General features: G+C 71.9%; 12 protein-coding genes. 4 read left to right on the forward strand and 8 right to left on the reverse strand.

The genetic code is table 11. From position 1 onward, the window contains the following. The first annotated feature begins 37 nt into the window (after window positions 1-37). On the forward strand, window positions 38-1,171 hold the full coding sequence (locus AC07F0_RS20650; RefSeq protein WP_478981024.1) for a methyltransferase: 1,134 nt from the start codon (window positions 38-40) through the stop codon (window positions 1,169-1,171). Here AC07F0_RS20650 and AC07F0_RS20655 read toward each other — a convergent pair. Together AC07F0_RS20655 and AC07F0_RS20660 are read right to left on the reverse strand one after the other, a co-directional pair. Next, window positions 1,161-2,021, reverse strand: a complete 861-nt coding sequence (locus tag AC07F0_RS20655) for a class II fructose-bisphosphate aldolase (protein WP_478980749.1) — start codon at window positions 2,019-2,021, stop codon at window positions 1,161-1,163. The two genes, AC07F0_RS20650 and AC07F0_RS20655, sit on opposite strands and share 11 nt — an antisense overlap. Before the next feature lie 13 nt (window positions 2,022-2,034). Then, window positions 2,035-2,916 (reverse strand): SIS domain-containing protein, encoded by an 882-nt coding sequence (locus tag AC07F0_RS20660; RefSeq protein WP_478980751.1) that lies wholly within the window; start codon window positions 2,914-2,916, stop codon window positions 2,035-2,037. A 311-nt stretch (window positions 2,917-3,227) separates the two neighbouring features. On the opposite strand from AC07F0_RS20660, the gene AC07F0_RS20665 reads away from it, so the two are divergent. Further along, window positions 3,228-5,063, forward strand: a complete 1,836-nt coding sequence (locus AC07F0_RS20665) for a glycoside hydrolase family 15 protein (RefSeq protein ID WP_478980753.1) — start codon at window positions 3,228-3,230, stop codon at window positions 5,061-5,063. Window positions 5,064-5,104: 41 nt separating this feature from the next. On the opposite strand, the gene AC07F0_RS20670 is transcribed toward AC07F0_RS20665, so the two are convergent. After that, window positions 5,105-6,064, reverse strand: a complete 960-nt coding sequence (locus AC07F0_RS20670) for a hypothetical protein (RefSeq protein WP_478980755.1) — start codon at window positions 6,062-6,064, stop codon at window positions 5,105-5,107. A gap of 196 nt (window positions 6,065-6,260) precedes the next feature. Here AC07F0_RS20670 and AC07F0_RS20675 point away from each other — a divergent pair, with 196 nt between their 5' ends. Next, window positions 6,261-6,473: a heavy-metal-associated domain-containing protein gene (locus tag AC07F0_RS20675; RefSeq protein WP_478980757.1), complete on the forward strand. Its 213-nt coding sequence runs from the start codon at window positions 6,261-6,263 to the stop codon at window positions 6,471-6,473. 222 nt (window positions 6,474-6,695) lie between these two features. Here the strand turns inward: AC07F0_RS20675 and AC07F0_RS20680 are convergent, their stop codons facing one another. Continuing rightward, window positions 6,696-7,352 (reverse strand): class I SAM-dependent methyltransferase, encoded by a 657-nt coding sequence (locus AC07F0_RS20680; RefSeq protein WP_478980759.1) that lies wholly within the window; start codon window positions 7,350-7,352, stop codon window positions 6,696-6,698. A gap of 130 nt (window positions 7,353-7,482) precedes the next feature. On the opposite strand from AC07F0_RS20680, the gene AC07F0_RS20685 reads away from it, so the two are divergent. After that, window positions 7,483-8,190: a phosphatase PAP2 family protein gene (locus AC07F0_RS20685; RefSeq protein WP_436728353.1), complete on the forward strand. Its 708-nt coding sequence runs from the start codon at window positions 7,483-7,485 to the stop codon at window positions 8,188-8,190. 140 nt (window positions 8,191-8,330) lie between these two features. Here AC07F0_RS20685 and AC07F0_RS20690 read toward each other — a convergent pair whose 3' ends face one another. The 4 genes from AC07F0_RS20690 to AC07F0_RS20705 are packed head-to-tail and all read right to left on the reverse strand — an operon-like array spanning window position 8,331 to window position 12,005. Beyond that, a complete protein-coding gene (locus AC07F0_RS20690) occupies window positions 8,331-8,924 on the reverse strand; it encodes a hypothetical protein (protein ID WP_478980761.1) in 594 nt (197 codons plus the stop codon). 5 nt (window positions 8,925-8,929) lie between these two features. After that, entirely contained in the window at window positions 8,930-9,790 is an 861-nt protein-coding gene (locus AC07F0_RS20695; protein ID WP_478980763.1) for a carbohydrate ABC transporter permease, read from the reverse strand. Next, window positions 9,787-10,725, reverse strand: coding sequence for a carbohydrate ABC transporter permease (locus AC07F0_RS20700; protein WP_478980765.1), 939 nt, complete (start codon window positions 10,723-10,725; stop codon window positions 9,787-9,789). Before AC07F0_RS20700 ends, AC07F0_RS20695 begins: the two co-directional genes overlap by 4 nt. Continuing rightward, the gene (locus AC07F0_RS20705; RefSeq protein WP_478980767.1) at window positions 10,722-12,005 is read right to left on the reverse strand and encodes an ABC transporter substrate-binding protein; all 1,284 of its coding nucleotides are present in this window, start codon (window positions 12,003-12,005) and stop codon (window positions 10,722-10,724) included. The genes AC07F0_RS20700 and AC07F0_RS20705 overlap by 4 nt, the downstream gene beginning before the upstream one ends. Window positions 12,006-12,063 lie beyond the last annotated feature (58 nt).

A 12,063-nucleotide genomic window follows, 5' to 3' on the forward strand; every position in this document is an offset into this window, starting at 1 on the left:
GCGGCTCGGCTAGCCTGGACGCACGATGAACGACCGTATGACGACGCCCTGGGGCGAGCTCGCGCTGACCCGTTTCCCCGAGGACCCGCGCGACAGGCTGCGCGCCTGGGACGCCTCCGACGAGTACCTGCTGAGGTACCTGGCGCAGGAGGGGATCGCTCTGTCGGGCACGGTCGTGGTGGTCGGGGACCGCTGGGGTGCCCTGGTCACGGCGCTCGCGGAGCACCGGCCGACGCAGATCACGGACTCCCACCTGACTCAGGAGGCGACCCGGGCCAATCTCGCGCGGCACGGCGTCGAGCCCGGCGCGGTCCGGCTGCTCACCACGCAGGATCCGCCGCCGGGCCGCGTCGACGTTCTCCTCGTGCGGGTGCCGAAGAGTCTGGCGCTGCTGGAGGACCAGTTGCTGCGGCTGGCGCCGTCCGTGCACGCGGGGACGGTCGTCGTGGGCACGGGCATGGCGAAGGAGATCCACACCTCGACGCTGCGGCTGTTCGAGCGGATCCTCGGCCCGACCCGCACCTCGCTCGCCGAGAGGAAGGCCCGGCTGATCTTCTGCACGCCGGATCCCGCGCTGGAGCGGCCCGCCAGTCCGTGGCCGTACGTCTACAGGCTCCCGGACGGCATCGGGCCGGCGTCGGGGAGCACGGTCGTGAACCACGCGGGTGTCTTCTGCGCCGACCGGCTCGACATCGGCACGCGGTTCTTCCTGGAACATCTGCCGAGCGGCGGGGGCGGCCGGCGGGTGGTGGACCTGGGGTGCGGCAACGGCGTGGTCGGTACGGCGGTGGCGCTGGGCGACCCGGCGGCCGAGGTGCTGTTCGTCGACGAGTCGTTCCAGGCCGTGGCCTCGGCGGAGGCGACGTACAAGGCGAACGGGGTGCCGGGGCACGCCGAGTTCCGGGTCGGGGACGGGCTGGCGGGCGTGCCGTCGGGCAGTGTCGATCTGGTTCTGAACAATCCGCCGTTCCACTCCCACCAGGCGACGACGGACGCCACGGCCTGGCGGATGTTCACCGGGGCGCGGCGTGCGCTGCGTCCGGGCGGTGAGCTGTGGGTGATCGGCAACCGGCATCTGGGCTACCACGTCAAGCTGCGGAAGCTGTTCGGCAACAGCCGGCTGGTGGCGAGCGATCCGAAGTTCGTGGTGCTGAAGGCCGTCAAGCGGTAGCCGCGCACAGGGTCTGGAGGGTCCGCGTCACTGTCCGGGTCATGGCCTCCCGGGCGACCGTCAGGTAGCCGCGCGGGTCGACCGCCTCGGGCCGGTCGGCGAGGAACTCCCGGATCGCGCGGGTCAGCGCGATGTTCAGGGCCGTGCCGATGTTGACCTTGGCGATGCCGCCGGCGACCGCCGCCGTGAGTTCGCCGTCCGGGACGCCGGAGGAGCCGTGCAGGACGAGCGGGACGTCCAGCGCGGCCGACAGTTGTTTGAGCAGGGCGTGGTCGAGGGTGGCGGTGCGGGTCGTCATGGCGTGGGCGCTGCCGATGGCGACGGCCAGGGCGTCCACACCCGAGTCGGCGACGAAGGCCCGGGCCTCGTCGGGGTCGGTGCGCGCGCCCGGGGCGTGCGCGTCCAGCGGGGGTCTGCCGTTCTTGCCCCCGATTTGCCCCAACTCGGCCTCGATCCAGAGGCCTTGGGCGTGTGCCCAGCCGACCGCCGCCCGGGTGGCGGCCAGGTTCTCCGCGTAGGGCAGCCGGGCCGCGTCGTACATCACGGAACTGAAGCCGGCCTCGGCGGCCTGGTGCAGCAGGGTCTCGCTCCGCACGTGGTCGAGGTGCAACGCGACGGGTACGGCGGCCCGTTCGGCCGCGGCGACGGCCGCGCGGGCGAGCGGGAACAGCTGCCCGCCGTGGAACGTGACCGCGTTCTCACTGACCTGGAGCACGACGGGGGCGGGGACGGACTCGGCGCCCGCGAGGACGGCCTCGACGTGTTCCAGCGTGATGACGTTGAAGGAGGCGACGGCCGAACGGGCTGCGGCGGCGCGGGTGACGAGCTCGCCGGTGGTGGTCAGGGGCACGGTGCCTCCAGGGTCAGCGGGTGAGGATCACCGAGCGGGTGAGGTGGCGGGGCCGGTCCGGGTCGAGGCCGCGGGCGGCGGCGACGGCGACCGCGAGGCGCTGGGCCCGGACGAGTTCGGCCAGGGGGTCGAGCCGGCCCTCGATCCACAGCCCGCCGGTGGAGCGCACCTGGTCGGCCAGCCCTTCGGGTGCCTCGCCGAACATCCAGGTCGCGGTGCCGCTCGTGGTGACGCTGATGGGCCCGTGCCGGTATTCCATCGCCGGGTAGGCCTCCGCCCAGGACAGCGACGCCTCGCGCATCTTCAGTGCGGCCTCGTTGGCCAGGCCGGCGGTCCAGCCGCGCCCCAGGAAGGTGAACTGGGCGCAGTCGGCGAGGCCTTCGGGCAGGGGTTCCGCCAGGGCCGTGCGCGCGTCGGTGACAGCGGTGTCGGGGTGCAGGCCGAGGTGGGCGCGCAGGAGGGTGAGGGCCGTGGTGGCGAACCGGGTCTGTACGACGGAGCGTTCGTCCGCGAAGTCCAGGACGGCGAGCCGGTCGGCGGCCGTCCGCACGGGCGCGTCCGGATCGGCGGTGATCGCGGTGGTGCGGGTACGGCCCTTCAGCCTGCCCAGCAGATCGAGGACCTCGGTCGTGGTGCCGGAGCGGGTGAGGGCGACGACCCGGTCGTAGGCGCGGCCGTACGGGAACTCCGAGGCGGCGAACGCGTCGGTCTCGCCCTGGGCCGCGTCCTCGCGCAGGGCGGCGGCCGCCTGCGCCATGAAGTACGAGGTGCCGCAGCCGACGATCGCGACCCGCTCCCCCGGCGCCGGCAGCACCTCCGCGCACCCGGCCGCCCGTGCCGCGGCGCCTGCCCAGCACTCGGGCTGGCTGGCGAGCTCGTCCTCGACATGCGTCATGCCGCATCCTCCGCTTTGTTTGTTCCTGCAAGATATCGCCAGCTTTCGAGCAGCATCAAGCATGCGGGGGGGATCGTTCCCCGCCCGTCCTGAGGGCCGCCCGCCTAAGGGGTCCTTTCACTATGAGCGTCCGATCAGGGCGCGTGGTCTGGTGCCGTGCATCGCAAGGCGCCGGGAAGCCCTCGTAGCGGAGCTACCAGGGCTCTTCGGCAACGCGGCGAGGTGCGGTGCCAGACCGCGCGCCCCGGACGGGCATAGTGAAAAGGACCCCTAAGCTGGGGCTGAGACGCATGCCGGGCCAGGGAGGCGTCATGGGCGGACCAGAGCGCGACCACGACGTGCCGGGCGGCCGGCGGTATCTGCCGATCGCCGAGCACGGGCTGATCGGGGACCTGCGCAGCGTGGCCCTGGTGGGGACCGACGGCACGATCGACTGGTACTGCTGCCCGGCCTTCGACGCGCCGAGTGTCTTCGCCTCGATCCTGGACGCGGAGCGCGGCGGCTGCTTCGAACTGGCGGCGGCGGTGCCGGCGCGGACCAAGCAGTTCTACTTCCCCGACACCAACGTCCTGATCACCCGGTTCTTCACCGAGGACGGCGTCGGCGAGGTGCAGGACTTCATGCCGCTCGACGGCGAGCCCGCCGAGGCCGAACGGCACCGGCTGATCCGCCGGGTGGTGTGCGTACGCGGCTCGATCCCGTTCCGCACCCGCGTCGCTCCCCGGTTCGACTACGGCACCCGGCCGCACACCGTCCGGCTGACCGGCGACACGGCGCTCTTCGAGTCCGAGAGGCTGTCGCTCGCGCTGACCGCGACCGTGCCGCTGGAGACGGACGGGCCGGACGTACGCGGCGACTTCAAGCTCGCCGAGGGCGAGTCGGCGGTGTTCGCGCTGGACAAGGTGGGCGGCGACGTGGCGCCCCGCCGGTGTGCGCGCACGGAGGCGGAGGAGCAGTTCGCGGCGACGGTGGCGTACTGGCGGCGCTGGCTGTCCGCCTCCAAGTACCGGGGCCGCTGGCGGGAGATGGTGCACCGCTCGGCGCTGACGCTGAAGCTGCTGACCTACGCGCCGACCGGGGCGATCGTGGCCGCGCCGACCACGAGTCTGCCCGAGCGGCTCGGCGGCGAACGCAACTGGGACTACCGGTACGTGTGGGTGCGCGACGCCGCTTTCTGCGTCTACGCCCTGCTGCGGCTGGGCTTCACCGGCGAGGCCGAGAAGTTCATGGACTTCGTGACCCTGCACATCAGCCCGGGCGACGGCAAGCCCTCCGGCCCCTTGCAGATCATGTACGGCATCGACGGGCGCACCGAGCTGCCCGAGACGACACTCGGCCATCTGGAGGGCCACGAGGGTTCCGCGCCGGTACGGGTCGGCAACGCGGCGGCCGACCAGCTCCAGCTCGACATCTACGGCGCGCTGATCGACTCCATCTACCTCTACGACAAGTGGGCCAAGCCCATCTCCAGCGGTCAGTGGGACGACGTGTGCGCGCTGGTGGACTGGGTGTGCGAGAACTGGGACCAGCCCGACGAGGGGGTCTGGGAGACCCGGGGCGGGCGCAAGAACTTCCTGTACTCGCGGCTGATGTGCTGGGTGGCGATCGAGCGGGCCGTCCGGATGGCCACCCGGCGCGGCCTGCCCGCCGACCTGCTCCACTGGCGGGGGTGCCGCGACACGATCTACCGGCGGATCATGAGCCGCGGCTGGTCCGAGGCGCGCGGGGCCTTCGTCCAGCACGAGGACGGCGACGTGCTGGACGCGGCCGTGCTGATGATGCCGCTGACGAAGTTCATCGCCCCGACCGATCCGAAGTGGCTGTCGACGCTGGACGCGCTCACCCAGGAACTGGTCTCCGACTCGCTGGTCTACCGCTACGACCCGCAGTCCAGCCCGGACGGGCTGCGCGGCGACGAAGGCACGTTCTCCATCTGCTCGTTCTGGTACGTCGAGGCCATGGTGCACGCGGGCCGGATCGACGAGGCGCGCCTCGCCTTCGAGAAGATGCTGACGTACGCCAACCATCTCGGCCTGTACGCCGAGGAGATCAGCCACACCGGGGAGCAGCAGGGCAACTTCCCGCAGGCGTTCACGCATCTCGCGCTGATCAGCGCGGCCTTCAATCTGGACCGGGCGCTCGGCTGACGCTCAGCTTGCGCGAAGGGGAGACACGGCGACCCCGGGACTCAGTGGCCGTGACCGTCCTTCGCATCCCCCTCGGGGGTACCGGAACCTGCTGCCGCTCCCCCGGTCCTGACGGTGAACGCCGCCGTGTGGACCTTGCCGTCGTGCTTGAAGTCGAGGAACAGGCGGTAGGAGCCGGCGCTGGGGGCCGTGGCCGTGAAGGAGATGTCCGGGCCGGGCCTGGTCCTTCCGTCGCCGGGTTCGCCGTTCGGGTGGACGTGGAGGTAGGCGAGATCGCCCGAGCGCAGGGCGACGAGGTGGCCGTACGCGCCGAGGTAGGGCTGGAGGTCGGTGACGGGCCGGCCGGCACGGTAGACCTTGAGCTTCAGTTCGCCCGCCCTGCCGGGGCGCAGGGCGCCGGACAGCTTCACTTCGTAGCCGTTGGTCCTGGCCGTGGTGGCCGGTGCGGGCAGTTCCTTCGGCTGGTACGGGCCGGAGGCGGCGAGGTCCGCGCCGAGGGTGAGGTTCCGGACGTCCTTCTTCGCCGGGGTGAAGTCGGCGAAGACGCGGTAGCCGCCCGCGCGGGGCAGGTCGACGGGGGTGCTCCAGGTGCCGTCGGCGGCCCGGGTGGGGTGCAGATGGCGGTAGGTGACCAGGTCGCGTGAGGCCACGATGAGGTGGAGTTCCTTGTCGTGTTCGCGCTGATAGGCGGTGACGGCACGACCGCTGTCGTCCCTGACCGTGAAGCGCAGGTCGGCCCGCTGCCCGGCGGTGACGCTCGGGGTCTGGAGGTCGAGGGTGTAGCCGTCCTCGGAGATCTGGAGCCCGCCGGCCGGGGGCGTGTCGTGCCCGGCGTGGCCGCCGGCCTGCTCGGACGGGGGTGCCGGCCGGGTGTGCTCGTCCTTGTGTTGCGGCGGGCTGTCGGCGACGACCGGGTCGATGCCCTGGCCGACGCCGTAGGCCGTGCCGAAGGTCGCCGCGAGAACGGCGGCGAAGGTCGTGATCTTCAGTCCGGTGTTCATGGCCGACATCTCCTTCTGAACCGGGCTTCCCGCTCCCGTGCGGGGCCTTCCATAGAGTTCACGATACCCCCAGGGGGTATCGAGTCAAGCGCCGATCCCGCTTGCATCTTATACCCCTCGGGGGTATAGAAGAGCTTGGCGGGGAAATACCCCCGCCCCGTATTCGGGATATCTGATCGCCCTCAGGAGGCACGCCATGACCGCCACTACCTACGCCGTCTCCGGAATGTCCTGCGGCCACTGCGAGGCCACCCTGACCAAGGCCATCGGCGAGCTGGACGGTGTCGACGGCGTCGACGTCGATCTCGAGAGGGGGCACGTCACCGTCACCAGTGCCGCGGAGCCCGATGACGCCCTGATCGCGGAGACCGTCGACGAGGCCGGCTACGAGCTGACCGGGCGGGTGTGAGCCATCACTGCCCAGGGCCGCTCCGCCCACCGGGCAGACCGAGCAGCAGCGCCGGGGCCAGGGGGCGTTCGGTCGCCATGGTCGGCGGCGGCGTCAACGACGCGGCGGCTCTCGGCCAGGGCGATGTCGGTCTGGCTACGGCGCTGCCGGCGGCGGCCGGCCTGGTCACGCCGCTGGCCCGTCGCTGGCCCGTCGCTGGCCCGTCGCTGGAACGGTGGCGGGTCAGCGGCGGTGCCACACCAGCGTGTGGCGCCAGAACAGGCGGCGGCGCAGGCGGGCGCCGGGCAGGACGGTCCGGGTCTCGCGGACGATCTCCGGGAAGGTCATGGCCGCCGGACGCGTGCGGGCCGTCATGGAGACGGGCTGAGACACCGGGCGGCCCCGGTTCTTGAGCAGGGCCATGACGATGTTGAGCGGGATCGACGCGAAGCCGAGGAGGTGGTCGACGGGTGTCCGCTCCCGGGAGACACCGACGATCACCAGGGTGCCGCCGGGGGCCAGACGGTCACGGAAGGCCTGGAGAGCCTGGGCGAACGGCAGGTGGTGGGCGACGGCGACGCAGGTGATGACGTCGTACGGGCCGGCGGGCAGCCCGGCCGGCGCGTCGGCCACTAGGTACGTCACCGGGACCGCCGCGGGGGTCAGCTCCCGCGCCCGGGCGATGATCGCCGGGTCGGCGTCGACACCGTGCACCCGCTCGGCCCGGCCGGCCAGCAGCCGCGCGAGGTCGCCGCTGCCGCACCCCACGTCCAGGGCCCTCCCGACCCGTCTGGGGAGCTGCCGCAGGATCCAGCGGTGGAAGTGGGCGTTGTGATCCCAGGGACGGGCGGCGTGGAATCGTTCCAGGGCGCGCAGGACCCGGCGCGGCAGAGACGTCATGCCCTCAGTTCAGCAGACGGGTTCAGACTCCCGACGTGGGCACTCGGGAGGTACCGGCTCGCAGGGGCGCCAAGTGTGCGCCCCGCGTGAGCCGGTACCTTGCTGGGAAGGCCACTGCGGGGAGAAGCACATGACCGATCCGACGACCACAGACGAGGACGCCCTTCGTCCGCTCCCGGAGGACGGGAAGCCCGCGGGCGGGCTCGGCCGGCTCCTGGGCGCCGTCATGGGCGATCTCAGGGCCGTGGACGGCGCGCTGTACGCGGCGGTGGCCGCCACTCCCACGCCCACGCTCGACCGGACGCTGCGCCATCTGTCGCACGCGGCCGACCACTCCAAGATCTCGTTCGCCATCGCCGCGGCCCTGGCGCTGGGCGGGAAGCGGCCGAGGAGGGCCGCGTTCGCCGGCGTCGGAGCGATCGCCGTGGCCTCGGCCTCCGCGAATCTGCTCGGCAAGCGCCTGGTGCGCCGGGCCCGGCCGGACCGGGAGGCGGCCCGCGTGACGGTGGACCGGCACGTTCCGATGCCGACGTCGGCCTCGTTCCCGTCCGGGCACACGGCGTCGGCGGTCGCGTTCGCCACCGCCGTCGGCGTGGTCCTGCCGCCCGCCGCGGTGCCGCTCGGGGCGCTGGCGAGCGCTGTCGGCTACTCCCGTATCCACACGGGCGTGCACTATCCGGGCGACGTGGCCGCGGGCGCGGTCCTCGGCATCGCGAGCGCCGCCGCGGCACTGGCGGCAGCAGCGGCGGCGGCCACTCCGTCGGAGCGGACGCAGGCGCTCCTCGCCGCCGCCCGTTCGTGGCCGCGGATCGGCATCGGCGCCGCCGTACGACAGTAAGGCGTAAGGCCGCGGGCTCGCCGCCGTACGGCAGTGAACCCGCGGGCTCGTTCAGCGGCCCCCGGCTCCCGGCTCCCGGCTCCCGGCTCCCGGCTCCCGGCTCCCGGCTCCCGGCCAGTCCATCGGCCCCTCGGCCCCGGCTAGTCCAGGAGCACAGCAGCGGACCGGCGTACGTCGACGGCGGTGAGCGCCAGGGCCAGCGGCCCCGGGGCCAGGAAGGCCAGGGGCAGCAGCATCCAGGCGCACAGCGCGGCCGTCGCCACGGCGAGCAGGACCAGTCCGCTGCCGCCCGCGTCCGCCACGGCGTCCCGGGCGGCCCCGCGCACCGCCGCCCGCCAGTCGGTGAGCGACTCGGGGCGGGCGCAGGCCCGCAGACCGACGACGGCCGCGCAGGCGCCGATGACGGCTGCGATCACGGCGAACAGCGGCGCCCCGGGCAGCCCGGCCCCGGCCAGCGCCAGGTCGGCCGCGAGCAGCAGCAGACCCGCCAGGGCGACGGCACCCGCCAGCAGGTCACCGGCCCGCAGCCGTTGCCGCAGCAGGACCAGGTACCGCCCGGCCGTGACGGGACGGTCTTGTCCGGTGCCTCGGAGTACGGCGCAGGCCGTAGACAGCGCGGCCGGTGCGGTCACCAGCGGCAGGCAGGCCACCGACGTGATGAGGCCGACGCTCAGCACGTCCGCGAACAGCGTCATGCGCGGCCCGAACACCTCACCGGCCTCACGTGCCCGCATCCCGCTCACCCCTTCAGTCCCGAGCTGGCCATGCCCTCCACCAGGAACCGCTGGAAGGCGAGGAAGAACAGCACGATCGGCAGCAGCGCGATCACCGACATCGCGAACATCGGGCCGAACGCCGAGGTGCTGGAGGCGTCCACGAAGGAGCGCAGCGCGAGGGTCAGCGTGAACTTGTCCGGGTCGAACAGGTAGATGAGCTGGGTGAAGAAGTCGTTCCAGGTCCAGATGAAGGTGAAGATGGCGGTGGTGATCAGGGCCGGCCGGGTGAGCGGAAGCACGACCTGGAAGAAGCTGCGGAAGGGTCCGCAGCCGTCGATCCGGGCCGCTTCCTCCAGTTCGCGCGGCAGGCCGCGCATGAACTGCACGATGAGGAAGACGAAGAAGGCCTCGGTGGCGAGGAACTTCGGCAGGATCAGCGGCCAGTAGGTGTTCACCAGGCCGAGCTGGTTGAAGATGATGTACTGCGGGATCAGCACGGCGTGGTGCGGCAGCATGATCGTGGCGATCATGAAGGCGAACAGCGGCCCGCGCAGCCGGAACCTGAGGCGGGCGAAGGCGTAGGCGGCGAGCGAGCAGCTGGCGACGTTGCCGAGGACCGCGCCGCCGGCGATCAGCAGGGAGTTGCCGAGCAGCCGCCAGATGGAGACGTCGTTGACGCCCTCCATGGCGGTGGAGTAGTTCGACCATTCCAGATGCCTGGGCAGCAGGTTGAGGCTCGCGATGACCTCGTCGGCGGGCTTGAGCGAGGTGGCCAGCAGCCATGCCAGCGGGTACAGCATGACCAGCAGGGCGGCCAGGCAGCCCAGGTGGACGGCGACCCGCCCCCAGCGGACGGGCTTGTGGGAAGCGGCGGTCGAGGTCATCGGTCCCCCTCGGAGGCGTAGAAGACCCAGGAGCGGGAGGTGCGGAACAGCACCGCCGTGACCACACCGATCACGAGGAGCAGCACCCAGGCCATGGCGGAGGCGTAGCCCATGTGGGAGGCGACGAAGCCGCGGTCGTAGAGGTACATGGTGTAGACGAGGGTCGAGTCGGCGGGCCCGCCCTTGCCCGCGCTGACCGCGAAGGCGGGCGTGAACACCTGGAAGGCCTGGATGGTCTGCAGGACCAGGTTGAAGAAGAGCACCGGGGACAGCATCGGCACGGTGACGGACAGGAACTGCCGCCATTTCCCGGCTCCGTCGACGGCCGCCGCCTCGTACAGCTCGGCCGGTATCTGCTGGAGACCGGCGAGGAAGATGACCATCGGCGCGCCGAACTGCCACACCGTCAGCAGGGCCACGGCGAGCAGCGACCAGCCGGGCTTGTTGACCCAGCCGCCGGTGCCGAACAGGTTGTCCACCGTGCCGCCGTCGTTGAAGACCGCCCGCCAGACCAGGGCGATGGACATCGACGCGCCGAGCAGCGAGGGCGCGTAGAAGGCGGAGCGGTAGAAGGCCTTGCCGCGTTGCATGCCCTTCAGCGCGAGGGCCACGACGAGGGCGAGCGCGAGTTGCAGGGGCACGGCGATGACGACGTACGTCACCGTCGTCACGACCGAGCGCCAGTAGCGCGGGTCCTCGGTGAACATCTGCACGTAGTTGCGCAGGCCCACCCACTTCGGCGGGTTGAACAGGTCGTAGTCGGTGAACGACAGGTACAGCGACACGGCCATCGGCAGCAGCGTCAGGACGATCGCGCCGAGGACCCAGGGCGAGAGGAACACCCAGGCGGCGCCCTCGCGTTCGCGCTTGGGGCGGCGCTTCGGGGCGGTGGCGGTGACGCGTTTCGTCTGCGTGGGGATCGCGGTGGTGGTCATGACCTCAGCTCCGCCTTCGCCTCGGTGACGTAGTTCTCGGCCGCCTCGCGGGGCGACATGCGCGCGTAGGACACCTGGTCGTAGTCGCGCTGGAAGGTGCTCTGGAGGGCGTTGTCGCCCGAGGGCGGTGCCTGGGGCGGGTCCTTGAGCTTGCCCTCCAGGGACGCCTGGAAGTCGGCGATGGTCTTGTCGAAGTCCTTGAGTTGCGGGCCGATCTCGTCGCGGACGGTCTCGTTGACGGGAATGCCCCGGCTCGCGCCGAGGATCTTCGCGGCATGCCGGTCGTTGACCAGGAAGTCGACGAGCTGTGCCGCCTCCTTCGGATGGGCGGTGTTCGCGGAGACTCCGACGAACATGGAGGGCTTGAAGTACTGGCCGGGTGTGCCGTCCTCGCCGGACGGCATGGGGGCGAGCGCGACGCCGCCCTTGACGAGGGCGAGGAAGCCGCTGGCCGGGGCGTCCCAGTTGGCGTCGGAGACGGACTTGCCGCGTCCCAGCGGGGTGTTCTCGACGGAGCCGTCGAGCTGGGTGGTCTGTTCGGCGGGCGAGACGGCGCCCTCGCGGCGCAGCTTGTCGGTGAAGGTCCACCAGCGGGTGAGGTCGTCGGCGGTGAAGCCGAGCCCGCCGTCCTCGGTGTAGAGGGCCTTGCCCTGCCCGCGCAGCCAGACCTCGAAGGCGTCCTCGCTCTGGCCGGGGTCGGTCGCCCCGGGCCTGCCGGTCTTCTTCGCCAGGGCGCGCATGGTGTCGGCCCACTGGCTCCAGGTCCAGCTCCTGCCGGGGAGGGGCACGCCCGACTTCTTCCAGGTCCCGACGTCGTAGGCGACGGTCTCGGTGCCTCGGCCCTGCGGGATCGCGTACTGGACGTCGTCCACGCGGCCGGTGGCGAGCAGGCCCTGGTCGATCTCGGAGGTGCGCAGGACGGACTTCTGCTTCGCCAGGTCGAGCAGGACGCCGCCGGAGGCGTACTGGTCGATCTGGCGGTAGTCCAGCTGCATCACGTCCGGCGCGTCACCGCCGGCGGCCTGGGTGGCGAGCTTCTGCTTGTAGGCGTCGTAGCCGGAGAACGACGTCGTCACGTCGACGTCGGGATGCTGTTTCTCGAACAGCGCGACGGCCTGCTCGGTGCGTTCCGCGCGGTCGGGGTTGCCCCACCACGTGTAGCGCAGCACGACCTTGCCGCCGCCGGCCGATTCCCCGGATCCTCCGCAGCCCGCCAGCACGGCACACAGTGCCAGTGCGACGGCCGACGCGCAGAACCCCGTTGTCCTGTGTCGCGGCATGCCGAGGTCACCTCTTCCTTTCCTCGGACTCTCTCGGCCCCCCTTCGCCCCCCCTGCT

It is taken from the genome of Streptomyces sp. NPDC045955, from assembly GCF_056430805.1.

Bases quoted from the DNA above. Each gene is read 5' to 3' on its own strand.
- AC07F0_RS20675 (WP_478980757.1), top strand. From the start codon at position 6,261: ATGACCGCCACTACCTACGCCGTCTCCGGAATGTCCTGCGGCCACTGC.
- AC07F0_RS20650 (WP_478981024.1), top strand. From the start codon at position 38: ATGACGACGCCCTGGGGCGAGCTCGCGCTGACCCGTTTCCCCGAGGAC.
- AC07F0_RS20680 (WP_478980759.1), bottom strand. From the start codon at position 7,352: ATGACGTCTCTGCCGCGCCGGGTCCTGCGCGCCCTGGAACGATTCCAC.
- AC07F0_RS20690 (WP_478980761.1), bottom strand. From the start codon at position 8,924: ATGCGGGCACGTGAGGCCGGTGAGGTGTTCGGGCCGCGCATGACGCTG.
- AC07F0_RS20670 (WP_478980755.1), bottom strand. From the start codon at position 6,064: ATGAACACCGGACTGAAGATCACGACCTTCGCCGCCGTTCTCGCGGCG.
- AC07F0_RS20665 (WP_478980753.1), top strand. From the start codon at position 3,228: ATGGGCGGACCAGAGCGCGACCACGACGTGCCGGGCGGCCGGCGGTAT.
- AC07F0_RS20685 (WP_436728353.1), top strand. From the start codon at position 7,483: ATGACCGATCCGACGACCACAGACGAGGACGCCCTTCGTCCGCTCCCG.
- AC07F0_RS20700 (WP_478980765.1), bottom strand. From the start codon at position 10,725: ATGACCACCACCGCGATCCCCACGCAGACGAAACGCGTCACCGCCACC.
- AC07F0_RS20660 (WP_478980751.1), bottom strand. From the start codon at position 2,916: ATGACGCATGTCGAGGACGAGCTCGCCAGCCAGCCCGAGTGCTGGGCA.
- AC07F0_RS20695 (WP_478980763.1), bottom strand. From the start codon at position 9,790: ATGACCTCGACCGCCGCTTCCCACAAGCCCGTCCGCTGGGGGCGGGTC.
- AC07F0_RS20705 (WP_478980767.1), bottom strand. From the start codon at position 12,005: ATGCCGCGACACAGGACAACGGGGTTCTGCGCGTCGGCCGTCGCACTG.